The organism is Caulobacter sp. BP25, assembly GCF_002737755.1.
In the GTDB taxonomy this organism is placed as follows: domain Bacteria; phylum Pseudomonadota; class Alphaproteobacteria; order Caulobacterales; family Caulobacteraceae; genus Caulobacter.
On sequence record NZ_PEGH01000003.1, the window covers coordinates 1 to 17,033 of the forward strand.

Consider the following 17,033-nt stretch of genomic DNA (forward strand, 5'->3'; position numbering starts at 1 on the left):
CCTTGTCGGCCAGCATCACGCCTTGACCTGCTCGGCGATGTCGCACGCGAGCGGCGTCCGGCCCCATGACCCGGAAGGCGACCGGGAAGGGCGAGGGCGGACCGAAGACGATCTGAGTGGCGCGCAGCTTCGCGCCCGGAACCGCGCCGTTCGCCGCGAACTGGCGGAAACGCTTCTTCAGCGCGTCGCGCGCCTTCTCGTTGGGCGTCAGCACGACGATCTTGGCGAAGGACGGGTCGGGCAACTCGGGCGAGATGGCCAGGAAGAAGCGCGGCGCGCCCTGGCCGATGTAGCTCGTATAGATCTTGGCCTCTGGCTGCTTGGCCAGCCAAGCCTCGACCTTGGCCACGGCTTGGCTGGTCGAGCCGATGCTCTGGCCCTCCGGCATCTGAACCTCGATCAGAACCTCCGGGCGATCCGAGCCGGGGAAGAACTGCTGCTTGACCCCGCCCATCATCAGCACGGCCAAGACCATGGCCCCGCCGACGCCTGCCGCGACCTTGAAGCGGTTGACCACTGTCCAGGTGACCAGGGCGCGCAGCTTGCGATAGCGCGGCGTGTCGTAGATCGCCGCGTGGCCGCCCTCGATCGGCTTGATTTTGGGGATCATCAGCACGCCAAGATAGGGCGTGAAAATCACCGCCACGAACCACGAGGTGATCAGGGCGAAGGCGACGACCCAGAAGATGTTGCCCGCGTATTCGCCGGCGGAGGACTGCGCGAAGCCCACCGGCATCAGGCCGATGATGGTGACCAGGGTGCCGGCCAGCATCGGCGCGGCCGTGTGGCCCCAGGCGTAGGTCGCCGCCGAGATCCGGTCCTTGCCTTCCTCCATCTTCACGACGATCGTCTCGATGATGATGATGGCGTCGTCGACTAGGAGACCCAGGGACAGGATCAGCGCGCCCAGGGTGATGCGGTCGAAGTCTCGGCCAGTGACCAGCATGATCACGAAGACGCCGGCGAGGGTCAGCGGCACGGCCATGGCCACGACCACGCCCACGCGGAAACCCAGGCTGATCAGGCTGACCACGATGACCACGGCCAGGGCCACGAAGAACTTCAGCATGAACTCGCTGTAGGCCTCGTGGATGTTCACCGCCTGGTCGGTGATCTTCGAAAAGCTCATGCCCAGCGGCATCTCGCCCTGGATCGCCTTGGCTTCATTCTCGAGGTTTTGCCCAGCTCCAGACCGTTGAACCGATCCTTCATCACCACGCCCAGCACGATGGCCGGCTCGCCGCCATTGCGGATCAGGAAGGTGGCTGGGTCCTCGTAGCCGCGCTTGACGTCGGCGATGTCGCCGAGCTTGAGCGTACGGCCGCCGACCACGATCGGCGTTTCCTTGATGGTCTCCAGGCTGTCGATGGCGCCGTCGAGGCGGATTTGCACCTGCGGGCCTTGTGTCTCGATCGCGCCTGCGGGGGTGACCAGGTTGCGGTCATTCAGGGCGGCGAAGAGATCGCGGGGACTAACGCCCAGGGTCGCCAGGCGCGCCTGGCTGAACTCGACGAAGATCTTCTGCGGCTGCTCGCCGATGATCTGCACCTTCTTGACGCCGGGCACATGCAGAAGGCGCTGGCGCAGGGTCTCGGCCTGGCGGACCAGCAGGCGTTGGGGCTCGCCCTTGGCCTTCAGCGCATAGAGCGCGAAGGTCACGTCGCCGTACTCGTCATTGACGAACGGCCCCAGCACGCCACGCGGCAGGTTGGGCGCCTCGTCGGCCATCTTCTTGCGGGTCTGGTAGAACTGCTCCTGCAGCTCCTTGGCAGGGATCTGATCCTTCAAGGTTAGGGTGGTGAAGGCCAGCCCCGGGCGCGTGAAGGTCTCGGAGCGGTCGTACCACTTCAGCTCCTGCATCCGCTTTTCCAGCGGCTCGGCGACCTGGTCCTGCATCTCCTGGGCCGTCGCGCCGGGCCAGGCGCTGACGATGGTCATCACCTTGATCGAGAAGCTGGGGTCCTCGGCGCGGCCCAGCTTCATGAAGGCGAAGGCGCCGGCGAAGGTGATGGCGATGATCAGGAAGAGGGTGATCGACCGCTCGCGGACCGCCAGGGCGGAAAGATTGAAGTTCATCGCGCCGCTCCGGTCTGGACGCGGACCTTTTGACCCTGGTGCAGCAGATGGGCGCCCAGGGCGACGAACTGTTCGTCGCCACGAAGGCCCTCGGTGATCGTCACCGTCTCGGCGCTGACGCCGGCCAAGCGTACGGGGCGCCATTCAACGGTCGAGGCGCTGGGCTTGATCACCCAGACGCCCGGCCCCTTGCCTGCGTCGTAGAGCGCGCCGATCGGCGCTTCGACACCCTTGACCGAGCCGCTGGGTTGGGTGGGCAGGGCCACGATCATCGTCGAGCCCAGCGGCGCCTGCGCGGCCGGGCCGCTGAGGACATACTTGGCCTCGAACGTACGCGTACGCGGATCGGCCGCGTCGGAGAGCTGACGCAGCCGGGCCTGACCGACAGCGCCGCCATCAAAGCTGAAGGCCCGCGCCTGTGAACCCACCGCCGGGCGGACCGTCTCGGGCAGGGTGATGGTGGCCTCGCGGGGACCGGCATGCGCCAGGCGAACCACGGGCTGGCCGGCGGCCACGACCTGGCCGGGCTCGGCGAGGGTTTCGACCACCACGCCGTCGGCGTCGGCGGTCAGCACGGCGTAGCCGGCGGTGTTGCGGGTCACGCGCGCCTGGGCCTCGGCGGCGTCGAGCTGGGCCTTGGCGGCGTCGGCCGCGGCCTTTGCCTGGTCGTAGGTGATGGCGGAAACCGCTCCCGCCGCGACGAGGCCGCGCAGGCGACGCTCGTCGGACGCCGTCTGCAGGGCCCGCGCCCGCGCGGCTTCGACCTGCTGGTTCTGGGCCGAGACGGCCAGGGCGTAGTCGGTGGCGTCGATCCGCATCAACGGTTGGCCGCGCCGAACCGTCTGTCCGGCGTCGACCAGGCGTTCCACCACCTTGCCGCCGACCCGGAAGCCCAGGTCGCTCTGGACGCGCGCTGTGACCACGCCGCTGAACCGCCGCTCGCCTTGGGCCGCCGCGCCCGCCGTGGTCACACGGACAATGGGGGGTGTGGTGCGCGGGTCGTCCGCGCCAGCTTTACCGCCACAGGCGGCCAGGGGCGCCAGACCGCCCATGAGCAGGGCGAGGGCTAGGGTTCGAGACGACATGGCTTAAGAGTCCTGCCTGAACGGAAGGCGCTTAAGCTGATGCTTTGTGACCAATATGTCAACTGGTCACAATATCGGGGTCGTTATGTCACAGCGATGAAGCTACGGCGCGAGGCTGCGCAGCACCAGGTTGATCACCTTGGCGGGATCCTCGGGTAGGTCCTTCAGGTTATGCTTCAGCATCAGAGGGTTCATGAAGCTCTGCATGGCCAGCAGGATCGCCTCGCAGGTCTCGTCGATCGGCGTCTTGCGCTCGAACTCGCCAGATTCCCGTCCCGCCAGGATGATCGCCTTCAGCGTTTCCTCGGCGCGTTCCATGTAGGCGATCACCGAGGGCCACCGCTCTTCAGCGGCATGGGCGGCGATGTCGTAGAGCATCTTGTCTTCGAAGAAGAGCTCGGCGCTCGCTGCGATTACTCCATTGAAAAATCTGCGTAACTTGTCCGACTCCGACTTGCCTTCCGCGATGCTGGCCTTACCGCTGGCGAAAACCTGCTCGAGGGTTTGGGCGCAGATCGCCTGGCCGATCGCCTGCTTGGAATCGAAGAACTTGTAGATGTAGGCCTTGGAGAAGCCGATGGCCTTGGCCAGGTCCGCGACCGTGGTCTTGCCGTAGCCAAAGCGACTGAAATGCGCTCGCGCCGCTTCGACGATCTGATCGCGCACGCCGTGTTCGGTAGGGCCGCGCCGGCCTGCCATCGGAGAAGAAGAGTCGATCGTGCTCATACCAGGGACGCTAGCACCCGTTATCGAGATTGACAAACTAGTGACGATATTGGCATATGGTCACAACCTTGTTTGAGCTCAGCGGGAGTCCCATGCGCTCTGTCCGTTTTCCCGCCTTGCTGGCCGCCGCCGGTGTCACGCTCCTCTCGGGCTGCGCCGTCGGTCCGGACTATGTCGCGCCCCCCGCGCCCAAGGCGGGCGCCTTCATGGGGCGACCGGCGGTCGCCGCGCGGATCGCCGCCCCAGCGCCGGCCGAGGCCTGGTGGCGGGGCTTCAATGATCCGGTTCTCGACCGCTTGGTTGATCGAGCTCTGGCCCAGAACCTCGACTTGGCTCAGGCGACGGCTCGCGTGACGCAGGCCCGGGCTGGTCTTGGCGCAGCCACGGCGGCGCTCTTGCCGTCGGCGTCGATCCAGGGGCAGGCCGGCGCGGTTCACGCCTCCACCCAGACGCCGACTGGTCGTCTGCTGGCCGCCACGCCCGGCTTTGACCGGGATGGGTCCACCTACGAGGGCAATCTGGTCGCGGGATGGGAACTCGACGTCTTTGGCGGAACCCGTCGTGATCGCGAGGCGGCTCTGGCCCGTTACGAAGCGGCCAAGGCCGGCGTGGCGGTAGCCCGGCTCGCCGTGGCCGCTCAGACGGCCGACACCTATCTGCTTGTGAGAGGCCTCCAGGAGCGGCTGGCCATCGCGCGCCGCCAGGTCGAGACCCAGTCCAAGCTCGTCGACACAGTGCGTCTACAGTACGAGCGCGGCGCCGCAGCGGACCTGCAGCTGCAACAGGCGCAAGGCGCCCTGGCCCAGACCCTCGCCAGCATTCCCGTGCTTGAGGAAGGCCTGGAGGCGGCGCTCAACGCCATGGATGTCATCCAGGGCGCTCAGCCCGGGACCTATCGCGCGGAACTGACTCCACCCGCCGCGATCCCCGCCGCGCCCGGTCTCGCGGACGCCGGCGGACCCGCCGAGCTTCTGCGTCGCCGCCCTGACCTGATCGTCGCCGAGCAGCGCCTGCGCGCCAGCAACGCCGAGGTTGGATGGGCGCTCTCGCAATACTTTCCCAAGCTCTCGCTGAGCGGACTGGTCGGGACCGCGACGACCAGTCGCGGCACGCTGTTCGAGGGGCCGGCGACCCAGGCGCAGGGCGTGCTGGGGCTGCGCTGGCGGCTGTTCGATTTCGGTCGTGTCAACGCAGAGGTCAAGGCGGCGAAAGGGCGTAAGGCCGAAGCTCTGGCGGCCTATCAGCAAGCCGTGCTGCGGGCGAGCGAGGACGTGGAGAACGCCTTTGTCAGTCTCGTCAAGCGCGAGGGCCAGGAGCGCGCGCTCGCGGCGGGTGAAACTTCCCTCGCCAAGGCCAGGATGTCCTCTCAGCTCGCTTACGAGGCCGGGGCGGTCAGTCTGGTCGAGGTGCTCGACGCAGACGCGCGGCTCTTGGCCGTGCGTGACGCCAGGGCTCAAGCTAGGACGGAATCCGCGCGCGCGGCGATCCGATCCTTCCAGGCGCTCGGCGGCGGATGGACGGCGTCCTGAAGCGCTTTGGCGCCCGGTGCTGATCCGATGCTGGCCGGGCGATCGCCCTCACGGCGCGCCTGCCGATGGAGCAAGCGCGCCGACTACCCTTTTCGACTTCGCGGACTCCGGCGTTCGGCGTCTTTCCCCGCCAACCTGAGGAACGCCCAGGCCGTCGCGGGTCTGATCGCCCATCAAGATCGCCAATGAAGGAAGAGATATGTCTGATCCGAAAGTTGTCCTCGTCACGGGAGTGTCGTCCGGCATAGGGCGCGCCGCCGCCATCCGGTTCGCCAAGTCCGGGTGTCGTGTCTACGGGACCGTCCGCAACACGGCGAAGGCCGATGGCGTCCCCGGTGTTACGCTCATCGAGATGGATATTCGTGACGAGGCGTCAATCGAGCGTGGCGTTCGGACGATCATCGCCCAGGACAAGCGCATCGACGTTTTGGTCAACAGCGCAGGCGTGACCCTGCTTGGCGCGACGGAAGAGACTTCGATCGCCGAGGCTCAAACGCTATTCGACACCAACCTTTTTGGCCTTCTGCGTACGATCAAGGCCGTGTTGCCGTACATGCGCGCCCAGCGCTCGGGTCGCATCGTCAATGTCAGCTCGGTTCTGGGGTTCCTGCCCGCGCCCTACATGGCGCTCTACGCGGCCTCCAAACATGCCGTCGAAGGCCTGTCCGAGACGCTGGATCATGAGGTGCGCCAGTTCGGTGTTCGGGTTTCGCTGGTCGAACCGTCCTTCACCAAGACCAACCTGGATTTGAACGCGCCACAGACCGGGTCCAACATCTCCGGCTACAACCAAGAGCGCGGCCTCGTATGGGCGGCGATCCAGAAGAACGTTCAGAACGCGCCAAGTCCCGATGGAGTCGCCGCGACGATTGTCGACGCCGCCCTGGGAGGGTGGAAGATGCGCCATACGCCCAAGGGGGAGGCCTCCTTGCTGGCCAAGTTGCGCCGCTTCATGCCGGCCGCCCCGGTGGAGAAGGGAATCCGCAAAACATTCGGCCTCGGCTAAATCTTGCCCTTGCAGGCCTATCTGCGGCCATCGCCCGTGAGGCCGATTGCAGGTTCGGCTCGGAGATGCGTCTTGGTCTCGTCGGCATCCCGAATGACGACGAGACCGGTCTCTTAGCTGACGGCGATGGTCTAGGGGCGGGGCTCCGACACTTTGCGCTGCTCATCGGCGCTAAGTCTGCGAACTGTGCTTGGGCGGCCGATAGCTGGCGATATGGATGCCATGGCGGCGTAGCTTGTCATAGAAGGTCTTGCGCGGCGTTTGGAGCGCGGCCATGACCTTTCGCGCATCACCCCCGCAGGCGGCCAAGGTCTCGCGAATGACCGTCGCCTCGTAACGGCCAACGCGTTCGGTCAGACTCTCGCCGCCGTCTGGCGCGGCGCCGTCCTCGGCGTGCGGGGGCGAGGCCAGCCCCAGAGCCACACGCTCGGCATAGTGCGCCAGTTCTCGCACGTTGCCCGGCCAGTCGTGGCCCAGAAGATGGCTGCGCACGGTCGCCGTCAGACGTGGCGCAGGACGTCTCAATCTCGCCGCAGCGTCGGCCAGGAATGCGCCAAACAGCAAGGGCGCGTCCTCGCGGCGCTCGCGCAGCGGCGGCACAACCAGAGTGACGACGTTCAGGCGATAATAGAGATCGGCCCTAAAGCCGCCGTCGCGTACCGCCTCGGCCAGGTCGACCTTGCTGGCCGCGATAATGCGAAGGTCCAGATGGCGCGGCTCGGCCGCGCCGACGGGCCAGATCTCGCGTTCCTCGACCACGCGCAATAACTTGGCCTGCATTGTCGGCGACAGCCCCTCGATTTCGTCGAGGAACAGCACGCCGCGGTCGGCGCGTTCGATGCGGCCGATTTGCGGACGGACCCCGCCGGCGGCCGCGACCGCGCCGAAGAGCTCCGTCTCGAACACCGTCTCGGGCAGAGCCGCGCAGTTGACCGTGATCATCGGCCGCGCGCGGCGCGTTCCACCGCGATGCAGAGACTGGGCCACCAGATTCTTGCCGACGCCGGTCTCACCCTGGATCAGGACATCGACCTCGGCGTCGGCCAACTGCGCAATGGTGGCGCGCAAGCGTCGAATGACCGGCGTGTCGCCGAGCAGGAGCGATCCGCCCGTGGTCTGGGCCGCCGCTTCGAGTCGGCGGTTGTCCAGCACCAGCGCGCGCTTCTCCAGGGCGCGCGACAACGCCACGCTCAGCCGCTCCATCGGAAAGGGTTTGGAGACGAAGTCGTAAACGCCATCCTGCAGAGCGGCGACGGCCATGGCTACGTCGCCATGGCCCGTGATCAGCAGCACGGGAATGTCCGGGTCGATCGTCTGGACGCGCTGAAACAGCGCCAGACCATCCATGCCCGGCATGCGTACGTCCGACACCACCACGCCCTCGAAGTCGCGTGTGAGCGCCTTGAGCGCCGCCGGGGCATTGTCGAACGCGGCGACGTCAAAGCCGCGCAGCGCCAGGCCCTGAGTGACGGCGTTCCGCAAAGCTTCATCATCATCGACGAGCAGAACCTTGACGCCCGGCTTGCTCATGGCGCGGCCTTGCGAAGGGTCAGGGTAAACGTCGCGCCTTGCCCGGGCGTCGAGGTCGCGGTCAGCTCGCCGCCGAAGTCTGCGGCGATGTCGTGGGCGATGACGAGGCCAAGGCCCAAGCCCCGCGGCTTCGTGGTCAGGAACGGCGTGAACAGCGCGCGCTCCACTTCGGCCGATAGGCCAGGGCCGTTGTCGCCGACGATGATCGCGACCGTGTCCCCGTGATCTTGCACCGATAGCGTGACAACCCCGTCTGCTCGGCTCTCTACCGCTTCGAAGGCGTTCTGCAGCAGATTGACCAGCACTTGCTCAAGCCGGACGCGCTCTCCCAGCACGCGTAGTCCCGCCGTCCCGCCTTGCCGAACAAATCGTGCGTCCTGCCGCCTTGACCGACTGGCGGTCAGCAACACCGAACCGTCGATCACCTCGGTGACCAAGGTCGGCTCGACCCGGCCGTCGGCCTTGCGCGCGAAGGCCCGCAGTCCGTCGGTGATCCGGCCTATACGCTCGGTCATGGCGACGATGGCCGAGAGGATATCGCCGAGCGTGTCGGAGCGGCCGCGGGCGACCAGCAGTAGGCCGTTGTCGGCGTTGGCCCGGATCGCCCCCACGGGCTGGTTGATCTCGTGGGCCACGCCAGCTGCGATCTGTCCGAGCGAGGCCAGCTTGTTGGCCTGCACCAAGTCGGCCTGCAGCGAGCGAAGCTTCGTCTCCGCGCGTTGCCGTTCCTCGACCTCGTACAACAAGGCGCGATTTGTCTCGGTCAGCTCGACGGTGCGCGCCTCGACCCGCCGTTCCAACTCTTGGCGGGCCTCTTGATCGCGCAGCGCGGCCAAGCGGGCGCGTCCTCGCCGCACCCACAGCCAGAGCGCCGCAGCGCTCATCAAGGTCCAAACCAGGGCCGTGATCCATCGCGCCGCCACGGCTGCCTGTTCGGCGGGAAGGGCGGTGCTGAGGAGATGAAGTGTCCAGCCGGGCGCAACCTCGGGCAGGCGGGTCTCGATCAGGCGCTCGGCGCGGGGCGTGTCGGTCCGGATCACGGCGGCGGACGTCTGGCGCAAGGGCAGGGGACCAAAGGTCGCCGCCCCGTATTGCCCCTGGGCGCGTAGGGCGTCGCGCTCGGACGGCCGTAGAGAGCCGCGCACCAAGAAGCGCCATTCCGGCTGGCTGGTGATCAGCACCAAGCCTTGGCGGTCCACGACAAAGGCAGGTTCGCCGATCGCGCGCCAGGCAGCCTCGACGTCGTCGAACTCTAACTTGACCACGATCACGCCCAAGGGGCCCGCCGCGCCATTCACCCGGCGCGCGAGGTACAGGCCGGGCTTGCGGCTGACCGTGCCCAGGGCGAACTGCTCCGCATAGCCCTGGCGCAGGGCGTCGGTGAAATATGGGCGGAAGCGATAGTCGGATCCAACGAAGGTGGTCGGCAGCCGCCAGTTGCTGGCGGCAGCGGTGACGCCATCGGCCGTGATCACATAGACCGCAGCGGCGCGCGCCTGGGCGCCAAGCGCCTCCAGCTTGCGCGAGAGCGCGTTCAACCGGGCCGGGGAGCGAGTCGTCAGGGCTGCCTTCAGGTCGGCGTCGTCGGCCAGGACCAGCGGCAGGGCGCGCTGCTTGTCGAGCTCGCTACGCAGCACTGCCGCGTGCAACGCGGCCGAAGCCGTCGCCCGCGTCCGCAAAGCATCCATCGCCCGCTGCTCGACCAATGCTCCCACCGTCCAGGTCAGCATGGCGCCCAGCAACGCCGCCGCCACCACGAACATGGCCAGCCGCGCGTTCGAAATGGTCGGCCCAGTCGCCGGCATCTGTGAAGGAGTGTGTTTCATATTCCACACAAAGAGCTCTTGATCTGAGCGAAGTATGACACGATTTTGGCGACCTAGACGAGCTCATGAAGGCACAATATTTCTATTGTTCATGGGCTTATGCGATTTCTCACGAGGTCTCTCCCGCTCATGCAGACCCGCGCTCACTGTTGGCTTAAGCGCCCGACTTGAAAGGACGCATGGGGAAGCTAGCCCAGGAGCCCGCCGAATGATCCCGCAAGCCACGTCCGCCGCGCCGCCGCGTTCCGGCCCCTGGTATGCCCACCTCTACGTCCAGGTGCTGGTCGCCATCGTCGCTGGGGCTCTCATCGGACACTTCTTGCCGAAGTTCGGCGCTGACCTGAAGCCGCTGGGCGACGCCTTCATCAAACTGGTTAAGATGGTCATCGCCCCCGTGATCTTCCTGACCATCGTCACGGGCATCGCCGGCATGCGCGACCTGGGTAAGTTCGGGCGGGTGGTGCTGAAGGCCTTCGCCTATTTCCTGACCTTCTCCACCCTGGCCCTGGTGCTAGGCATGGTGGTCGGCAATCTGGTCCAACCCGGCGCCGGCATGAACATAGACCCGGCGACCTTGCACAGCGAGAAAGTCGCTGACTATGCCGCCAAGGCCCACGAAACGACTATCGTCGGCTTTCTCAGCAACATCATTCCGACCACGGTGACCGGGGCCTTCGCCGACGGCGACATTCTTCAGGTGCTGTTCTTCTCGATCCTGTTCGGCGTGTCGCTTGTCCTGGTCGGTGACAAGGGCCGTCCGGTGGTCGACCTGCTGGAATCGATCGCCCACGCCTTCTTCCGCCTGGTCGGCATTCTGATGAAGGCCGCGCCGATCGGCGCCTTTGGGGCCTTCGCCTTCACCATAGGCAAATATGGCATCTCCTCTGTGATCAACCTGGCCGCGCTAGTCGGAACTTTCTACGCCACTTCGCTCATCTTCGTGCTGGTGGTGCTGGGCGCGGTGGCCTGGTTCAACGGCTTCTCAATCCTCAAGCTGATCCGCTACCTGAAGAGCGAGCTGTTGCTGGTGCTGGGCACCAGCTCTTCGGAATCGGCCTTACCCAGCCTGATAGACAAGATGGAACGCGCCGGTTGCGCTAAGCCCGTCGTGGGTCTGGTCGTGCCGACCGGCTATTCGTTCAATCTCGACGGCACCAACATCTACATGACCCTGGCGGCCCTGTTCATCGCCCAGGCTACCGGCGTCCACCTTTCGCTAGGTGACCAACTGCTGTTGCTGAGCGTGGCCATGCTGTCGTCCAAGGGTGCGGCCGGCGTCACGGGCGCGGGCTTCATCACTCTGGCGGCCACGCTATCGGTGGTGCCCAGCGTACCGGTCGCCGGAATGGCTCTGATCCTTGGCGTCGACCGCTTCATGAGTGAATGCCGGGCTCTCACCAACTTCATCGGCAACGCCGTGGCCACCATCGTCGTCAGCCGCTGGGAAAAGGCTCTCGATAAGGACGCTCTCGACGCGGCCCTGGCCGGCCACGTCGCGCCTTCCGACGCCGAGCCGCTTCCGGTCGCAGCCGAGTAGTTCCCTTCGGCAGCAGAGCCGCCTAAGGCGGCTCTCGTCGTTGCACGGGCATGACGCTCGTCACCTGCCGGCAGCGGAGAGCGGGCATTGGGCACTTCAAGTACGCTCGACTCGCACTTAAGCTGAAACGCCTTGCTGCGCAATTTAAGCGCACAGCGTCGAAGTGAGGGCCTATGCAACTCCGAACAATAGGCGGCCAAATAAGAGCTGGGGCCATGTTCCGATTGATTGTGACCGGCTACATCATTGGCGCGGGAGTAATCTTCGGCCCATTGTTCTTGCTAGCGACGGTGGTGATGGGCCTTCAGTATCCGCGCGTGTTCGTGGGCGGTCTGTTGCAGCTTCTCTTTCTGCCAATCATTCTAGGGATTCAGTCCGTGTTATTTGGCGGCGTGATTGTTCTGGGCCTTTGGCTGTATCAGAAGCGCAGGCCGATCTTGGCCGTGGATGGTGACGAAGCATCCTAGGCGGAGACGCCGCGCGTCGAGAAGGAGGCCTATCCGCCGTACGACTAGGGACGGGAGCGGTCGAAGGCGCCAACGATGCAGCGCCCAGAGTTCGGCGGCGCACAATGTCGGCTATTCGCGCTCATGGTTCTTGCGGAACCTCCGGACCTATCGGTCTTGGCTGTTGAAGCAATACCGCCATAGCAGGATCGCCGGTTGGAAAATCGTGTTCAGGCTTGGGTCTGACTCTTCGCTTCCCTTGAGCGGCTTCGTGAAGGCCAAGGCGAAGTGAGCAGCAGCCTACCCGCCGGTGGATGACTAAAGATTTCGACAGCGGCGGTCGCATGGGTGGAAACTTCTAGGGAGGGTCCTAACAGCCTCTGGAAGTCCATGCGCTCGGTTCTCTCTCTCGCCTTCGTCTTGGCTCTCGTTGGCGCAGCGCAAGGCGCCTTGGCCTCGGATCATCTCGATACGCCTCGCGTCATCGCCGATCCGCGCGCCGATATCGGCGATCTCTACGCCTGGATTTCGCCAGATGGGCGAAGACTGAACGTGGCGCTGCCGATCGTGGGTCACGACTTCTCCGATCGGCTGACCTATGCCATCCACATTGAAAGTGGGCCGCGCTACGGCGCGACGACCGCCGCTGTTGCGCTATCCTGCCGTTTTCCGAAGGGCGAGACGGAATGCCGCCTCGGTCGCGATCTGGCGCGCGGTGATGGTGACATCCCTCGTGGCCTCGTCAGTCGATCAGGACGTTTCCGCGTCTTCGCGGGCCTGCGCGATGATCCGTTCTTCAACAATGTCCGCGGCACGCGCGCGGCTTACGATATCGCGGCCAAGGCGCTGCAGGCCGGCGCAACCACCGACGCGGCGGGGTGTCCCGCCTTTGCCCCGGCGACCGTGGAGGCCATACGCGATCAGTGGTCCCATACCGCCGGGGGGCCTCCGCAGAACCTGCTCGCCGGATGGAAGCCGGCCAGCATCGTCGCGCAAATCGACCTGCACGCTGTCACGCGCGGAGGACCGATCCTGGCGCTTTGGGCCACGACCACCTCCAGAGAACGCCAGATCGATCGGGCGGGCAGGGTGCTGACGGGTAACGCGTTGCTGGGCACGATCGCCGGCGGCGACGAGAGCAGCCGGCTGAAAGAGGCGTACAACGCCGCAGCGCCCGCCGACGGCGAACGCTTCGTCGCCGAGATCGAGAAGGGCCTGGGCCTCTATGACGGCTTTGACGGCCTCTGCGGCAACCAGCTTCTGGCCGGTCCGCGCGCCGAGCCGCATCGCTATCGCGCCCTGGCGCGGATGCTGGCCGACGATCGCCTCTGGCTGAACAGCGCCGCCCACATTTGCACGACCCTGATGTCTGTCGAGACGGCGGCGCTCGCCGGATGGTCCACGGCCGGCGACTGTGGCGGCCGCGCGCCCAGCTACAATGCGGTGAACGTGTACCGCTCGCTCCTTGTCGCGGGTGACTATACGGCGATCAGCGACGGCTTGAGCCGGGATGAGAAAACCTCGTCGGACGCGGATTTTCCGTTCCTTTCGCCGCCTTCGCCGCATGGCCAACCCTGATGCGCCTTCGTCATCTGGCTATCACCCTGTGCCTGCTGCCCAGCCTCGCGCGGGCGCACGATTTCTGGCTGCAGCCGCAAAGCCACCGCTTGACCGCAGGCGTCGCTACGCCGCTGACCTTGCAGGTCGGTCATGGCCCTGATCAGCGGCGCTCTCCGATCCGGAAGGACAGGATTCTCGGCTTCATCGCAGCCAGCCAGAATGGCCGGCTGGATCTCATGGAAAGCCTTCATCCGGGAGACCGGGACGAGGATGGCCAGCTGCGCCTGCAAACGGCCGGTCTTTATGTTCTGATGCTATGGACGGACAGTCGAGCGGAAAGCCGGCTGCCCGCTGCTCGCTTCAATGACTATCTCGACGCCGAAGGGTTGACGCCCGCTTTGGAGGCGCGCCGCCGCGAAGGTCTGTCCGACCGCGACGGCTCGGAACGCTATGGCCGGGTGGCAAAGACCCTCGTGCGTGTCGGCGAGGGCGGCGGGCGACCGCCGCTCACGCCCTTGGGGGCGCCGCTAGAGATCGTACCGGAAGCCGATCCCTGGTCGGATCCGACGCGGCTTCCGGTACGGGTTTACTGGCAAGGCCGCCCGCTGGCGGACGCCTTAGTCAAGCTCACCGACCTCGCGCATGACTTTGAGCCGATCGCGGCGATCCGCACCAACGCCGCCGGTCGTGCGCTGTTCGTCCTGCCCCGTCAGACCCGCTGGAGGCTCAACGTGGTGTGGACTCGGCCGCTTCCGCCGACCGCCGAGGTCGACTTCGAGACCACGTTCTCGAGCCTGAGCTTCAGCAACGAGTCGGATCGCTAAAGATCATGACAGCGACCGACCGACACAGCGTGTTTCTCCGTGGGTCCACGTCGACTTGGAGAACAACCATGGACCCGAGAACCTGCGCCGCCTGCGACTGCGAGCTGGAGGCTGATCCCATCATCGTCACGCTCGGCGGACGCACCGTCGAAGTCTGCTGCGCCGAATGCGCCAACCTGCTCGGCGAGGCGCAGGCCGCTATCGCCGGTCCGGAGGCCTGAACCATGGCCCTTCTTTCCTCCCGTCGCGCATGGCTGATGGCTGCATCGAGCCTCGCGAGCGCGGCTCTGCTGGGCACGCCCGCTCACGCGGTGACGGACGCCGAGCTCGACGCCGAAGCCTCTCGCCGCTGGGATCGGGAGCGTCGCTTCCAGGCCACCCGTTTTGGCCGAACCGCCTATGTCGACCGTGGGGTTGGGCCAGTGGCTCTGTTTCTACATGGTTTTCCCCTCAGCGGCTTCCAATGGCGCGGCGCGATGGATCGCCTTTCCAGCGTTCGTCGATGCATCGCCCCCGATTGGATGGGCTTGGGCGCCACCGAGGTCGCGCGCGGCCAAGCGGTGACGTCGAACGATCAACTGGCGATGCTGGTCGCGTTCCTCGACGCCTTGTCGATCGAGGCGGTCGACGTGGTCGCCAACGATAGCGGCGGCGCTATCGCCCAGTTGCTGGCCGTGCGGCATCCCACACGTGTTCGCTCGCTGCTGCTGACCAACTGCGATGTCGAGCCCGACAGTCCGCCCGCGGCCTTGAATCCCGTCTTCGAGCTGGCCGAAATGGGAATCTGGCCCGACGCCTGGCTTGAGCCATGGCTGAAGGACGGAGCCAAGGCCCGCGCGGCTGATGGGCTGGGCGGCATGTGCTACGCCAACCCAGCCCATCCCACGGACGCCGCGCTCCAACAGTATCTGGGCCCGATCCTGTCGTCGCTCGAGCGCAAGGACCTAGCCAACCGCTACGCCCTCGGGCTTCGTCCCAACCCCTTGGCGGGGATCGAACCGGCCCTGCGCCAGCTTCAGATTCCAACCCGGATCGTCTGGGGCATGAGCGACGATATTTTCGCCAAGGAAAGTCCAGACTATCTGGCGCGCATCTTGCCTCGCGTCGAAGGCGTGCGCCGGATCGCCGAGGCGAAGTTGTTTTTTCCCGAGGAGTATCCGGATATCATCGCTCAGGAGGCGCGGGCTTTGTGGCGTGTCGCCGGGGAGAACGGTTCGCCGCGATGAGCGGATATGTCGTCGATCAGCTTCTGGATACGCCGACCCTCTCGCTGCACGACGTGGTCTGCGACGGCGCTTGTCGACATAAGAGCCCGGAGGAATGCGCGACGGGGACGCACCTCGTCTTTCCGTATCGTGGGCTCTTTATGCACCACCTGGGCCAGGACCGCGACGCGATGGCGGAGCCGAACCAGGTGATGTTCCTCAATGATGGCGAGGGTTTCAAGGTCAGCCACCCCGTCGCCGGCGGCGACGCCTGCCTTTCGCTGTCATTGAGCCAGGAGATGCTGGCCGAGTTGACGCCCAAGGATCAGCTTCGCGCCGGCGCCGGCCTTCGTTTCGACCGTCAGCAGCGCCGGATTGATCCGCGCGCCCAGGCGCTTGTCGCTCTGCTTCGGCATGGCCTGAGGCGCGGCGCGATCGAAACGCTCGAAGCCGAAACCCTTGGCCTCACCCTGGTCAGGCGCGTCTTGGGCGAGCGTACCTCGCACGCCGCAGCGGCCAGCTGGGGCCGCCGCAAGCTGGCCGACCGAGCCAAGATGATCATCGCCGCCGATCTCTCCCGTCGGTGGACGTTAGGTGAGATCGCCACGGAAACGGGGGTGTCCCCGGTCTATCTGACCCAGGTCTTTCAGCAGGTAGAAGGCGTGCCGCTCTACCGGTACCAGCTGCGCCTGCGGCTGGCTCGGGCGCTGGATCTCCTGGACCAGTACGAACATCTCACACCCCTGGCTTTGGATCTCGGCTTTTCCAGCCACAGCCACTTTAGCGCCGCCTTCAAACAAGCCTACGGCCGCTCTCCTACAGAGATGCAGCGTCTCACGAGCCCGCGAGCGTAGGCGCGCTGCAATGGCGACCCGAGAGTAAAATCCTACCCGTTCCAGGCCATAGACTCATTTGACGCCCGCTTCACGGCGCGGTGTTAGCAGGTGCGTCATGGGGCGCGAGCGGCGTAGTCCGATGGCGCTAGCTGGCTACGGCCTGGAGCCGATAGCCCATCCCGGGCTCAGTCAGGATCAGCCCGGGACGAGTCGGATCGTCCTCGAGTTTCTGCCTGAGCTGGCCCACGAACACGCGTAGATACTGCGTGTCCTCGGCGTGCGCGGCGCCCCAGACGCTGATCAACAGCTCCTTGTGGGTCAGCACCTTGCCCGGCGACAGCGCCAGGCGGGCGAGGAGTTCGAACTCCTTGGGCGACAGCTTCACGGCCTCGCCGGCCTTGGTTACTAGACGCCGATCGAGGTCGATCACGATCTCGCCGAACGACAGCGGCCCGGCTGGACGCCTTGGAGCCGCGGACTGTCGGAGCGCCACGCGCAGCCGCGCCAGCAGTTCGCCGACGCCGAACGGCTTTTCGACATAGTCGTTAGCGCCGCGATCCAGGGCCGCGATCTTCTCGACCTCGCGGTCGCGGGCCGACAGGATCAGGATCGGGCCTTCGTAGAAGGCTCGGGCCTTCTCCAGCACGTCTTTGCCGTCCATGTCGGGCAAACCGAGATCCAGCACCACGGCGTCCGGCGACCACAGGGCGATGCCGCGCAGCCCCTCCTGGCCACTGTCGGCGCGCAGAGCCTCGTAGCCGGCCGCATCCAGAGCAGGGCCCAGGAACCGGTGAATCTGCGGCTCGTCGTCTATGACGAGGATACGGTGGCGAAGCGCGCTCATGCC

At 66.0% G+C, this 17,033-nt stretch carries 14 protein-coding genes and 1 pseudogene; 9 read left to right on the forward strand and 6 right to left on the reverse strand.

Annotated features, from left to right (window positions below):
* From CSW59_RS00870 to CSW59_RS00880, 3 genes and pseudogenes are all read right to left on the reverse strand, one after another.
* A pseudogene (locus CSW59_RS00870) lies at positions 1 to 2,076 on the reverse strand (efflux RND transporter permease subunit); the annotation flags it as partial.
* Entirely contained in the window at positions 2,073 to 3,161 is a 1,089-nt protein-coding gene (locus CSW59_RS00875; protein WP_099442269.1) for an efflux RND transporter periplasmic adaptor subunit, read from the reverse strand. The gene CSW59_RS00875 and the pseudogene CSW59_RS00870, both read right to left, overlap by 4 nt.
* 102 nt (positions 3,162 to 3,263) lie before the next feature.
* The gene (locus CSW59_RS00880; protein ID WP_099442270.1) at positions 3,264 to 3,887 is read right to left on the reverse strand and encodes a TetR/AcrR family transcriptional regulator; all 624 of its coding nucleotides are present in this window, start codon (positions 3,885 to 3,887) and stop codon (positions 3,264 to 3,266) included.
* A gap of 92 nt (positions 3,888 to 3,979) precedes the next feature.
* Here CSW59_RS00880 and CSW59_RS00885 point away from each other — a divergent pair, with 92 nt between their 5' ends.
* Positions 3,980 to 5,416, forward strand: a complete 1,437-nt coding sequence (locus CSW59_RS00885) for an efflux transporter outer membrane subunit (RefSeq protein ID WP_099442271.1) — start codon at positions 3,980 to 3,982, stop codon at positions 5,414 to 5,416.
* Between the two features lie 199 nt (positions 5,417 to 5,615).
* Entirely contained in the window at positions 5,616 to 6,422 is an 807-nt protein-coding gene (locus CSW59_RS00890) for an oxidoreductase (RefSeq protein ID WP_099442272.1), read from the forward strand.
* Positions 6,423 to 6,593: 171 nt separating this feature from the next.
* Here the strand turns inward: CSW59_RS00890 and CSW59_RS00895 are convergent, their stop codons facing one another.
* Both CSW59_RS00895 and CSW59_RS00900 read right to left on the reverse strand, forming a co-directional pair.
* The gene (locus CSW59_RS00895; protein ID WP_099442273.1) at positions 6,594 to 7,952 is read right to left on the reverse strand and encodes a sigma-54 dependent transcriptional regulator; all 1,359 of its coding nucleotides are present in this window, start codon (positions 7,950 to 7,952) and stop codon (positions 6,594 to 6,596) included.
* Complete coding sequence (locus CSW59_RS00900; protein WP_099442274.1) at positions 7,949 to 9,778, reverse strand: ATP-binding protein; 1,830 nt, start codon at positions 9,776 to 9,778, stop codon at positions 7,949 to 7,951. Before CSW59_RS00900 ends, CSW59_RS00895 begins: the two co-directional genes overlap by 4 nt.
* A gap of 208 nt (positions 9,779 to 9,986) precedes the next feature.
* On the opposite strand from CSW59_RS00900, the gene CSW59_RS00905 reads away from it, so the two are divergent.
* The 7 genes from CSW59_RS00905 to CSW59_RS00930 all read left to right on the forward strand — a co-directional run bounded on the left by CSW59_RS00905 (position 9,987) and on the right by CSW59_RS00930 (position 16,204).
* Positions 9,987 to 11,315, forward strand: coding sequence for a dicarboxylate/amino acid:cation symporter (locus tag CSW59_RS00905; RefSeq protein ID WP_099442275.1), 1,329 nt, complete (start codon positions 9,987 to 9,989; stop codon positions 11,313 to 11,315).
* A gap of 215 nt (positions 11,316 to 11,530) precedes the next feature.
* Entirely contained in the window at positions 11,531 to 11,782 is a 252-nt protein-coding gene (locus CSW59_RS00910; RefSeq protein WP_099442276.1) for a hypothetical protein, read from the forward strand.
* Between the two features lie 369 nt (positions 11,783 to 12,151).
* The gene (locus CSW59_RS00915) at positions 12,152 to 13,339 is read left to right on the forward strand and encodes a DUF4331 family protein (RefSeq protein WP_099442277.1); all 1,188 of its coding nucleotides are present in this window, start codon (positions 12,152 to 12,154) and stop codon (positions 13,337 to 13,339) included.
* Positions 13,339 to 14,145: a DUF4198 domain-containing protein gene (locus CSW59_RS00920; RefSeq protein ID WP_099442278.1), complete on the forward strand. Its 807-nt coding sequence runs from the start codon at positions 13,339 to 13,341 to the stop codon at positions 14,143 to 14,145. The genes CSW59_RS00915 and CSW59_RS00920 overlap by 1 nt, the downstream gene beginning before the upstream one ends.
* A 68-nt stretch (positions 14,146 to 14,213) precedes the next feature.
* Positions 14,214 to 14,366 carry a hypothetical protein gene (locus CSW59_RS20860; protein ID WP_201722691.1) on the forward strand — a complete coding sequence of 51 codons (153 nt, stop codon included), beginning with the start codon at positions 14,214 to 14,216 and terminating at the stop codon, positions 14,364 to 14,366.
* A gap of 3 nt (positions 14,367 to 14,369) precedes the next feature.
* Complete coding sequence (locus tag CSW59_RS00925; protein WP_236632129.1) at positions 14,370 to 15,371, forward strand: alpha/beta fold hydrolase; 1,002 nt, start codon at positions 14,370 to 14,372, stop codon at positions 15,369 to 15,371.
* Positions 15,368 to 16,204: an AraC family transcriptional regulator gene (locus CSW59_RS00930; RefSeq protein ID WP_099442279.1), complete on the forward strand. Its 837-nt coding sequence runs from the start codon at positions 15,368 to 15,370 to the stop codon at positions 16,202 to 16,204. The genes CSW59_RS00925 and CSW59_RS00930 overlap by 4 nt, the downstream gene beginning before the upstream one ends.
* 127 nt (positions 16,205 to 16,331) lie before the next feature.
* Here the strand turns inward: CSW59_RS00930 and CSW59_RS00935 are convergent, their stop codons facing one another.
* The gene (locus CSW59_RS00935; protein WP_099442280.1) at positions 16,332 to 17,030 is read right to left on the reverse strand and encodes a winged helix-turn-helix domain-containing protein; all 699 of its coding nucleotides are present in this window, start codon (positions 17,028 to 17,030) and stop codon (positions 16,332 to 16,334) included.
* Between the last annotated feature and the right edge of the window lie 3 nt (positions 17,031 to 17,033).

Excerpts from the sequence above, each read along its gene's own strand:
- CSW59_RS00895 (WP_099442273.1), bottom strand. The coding sequence starts at position 7,952 with ATGAGCAAGCCGGGCGTCAAGGTTCTGCTCGTCGATGATGATGAAGCT.
- CSW59_RS00915 (WP_099442277.1), top strand. The coding sequence starts at position 12,152 with ATGCGCTCGGTTCTCTCTCTCGCCTTCGTCTTGGCTCTCGTTGGCGCA.
- CSW59_RS20860 (WP_201722691.1), top strand. The coding sequence starts at position 14,214 with ATGGACCCGAGAACCTGCGCCGCCTGCGACTGCGAGCTGGAGGCTGAT.
- CSW59_RS00925 (WP_236632129.1), top strand. The coding sequence starts at position 14,370 with ATGGCCCTTCTTTCCTCCCGTCGCGCATGGCTGATGGCTGCATCGAGC.
- CSW59_RS00875 (WP_099442269.1), bottom strand. The coding sequence starts at position 3,161 with ATGTCGTCTCGAACCCTAGCCCTCGCCCTGCTCATGGGCGGTCTGGCG.
- CSW59_RS00890 (WP_099442272.1), top strand. The coding sequence starts at position 5,616 with ATGTCTGATCCGAAAGTTGTCCTCGTCACGGGAGTGTCGTCCGGCATA.
- CSW59_RS00900 (WP_099442274.1), bottom strand. The coding sequence starts at position 9,778 with ATGAAACACACTCCTTCACAGATGCCGGCGACTGGGCCGACCATTTCG.
- CSW59_RS00910 (WP_099442276.1), top strand. The coding sequence starts at position 11,531 with ATGTTCCGATTGATTGTGACCGGCTACATCATTGGCGCGGGAGTAATC.
- CSW59_RS00935 (WP_099442280.1), bottom strand. The coding sequence starts at position 17,030 with ATGAGCGCGCTTCGCCACCGTATCCTCGTCATAGACGACGAGCCGCAG.
- CSW59_RS00880 (WP_099442270.1), bottom strand. The coding sequence starts at position 3,887 with ATGAGCACGATCGACTCTTCTTCTCCGATGGCAGGCCGGCGCGGCCCT.
- CSW59_RS00885 (WP_099442271.1), top strand. The coding sequence starts at position 3,980 with ATGCGCTCTGTCCGTTTTCCCGCCTTGCTGGCCGCCGCCGGTGTCACG.
- CSW59_RS00905 (WP_099442275.1), top strand. The coding sequence starts at position 9,987 with ATGATCCCGCAAGCCACGTCCGCCGCGCCGCCGCGTTCCGGCCCCTGG.
- CSW59_RS00930 (WP_099442279.1), top strand. The coding sequence starts at position 15,368 with ATGAGCGGATATGTCGTCGATCAGCTTCTGGATACGCCGACCCTCTCG.
- CSW59_RS00920 (WP_099442278.1), top strand. The coding sequence starts at position 13,339 with ATGCGCCTTCGTCATCTGGCTATCACCCTGTGCCTGCTGCCCAGCCTC.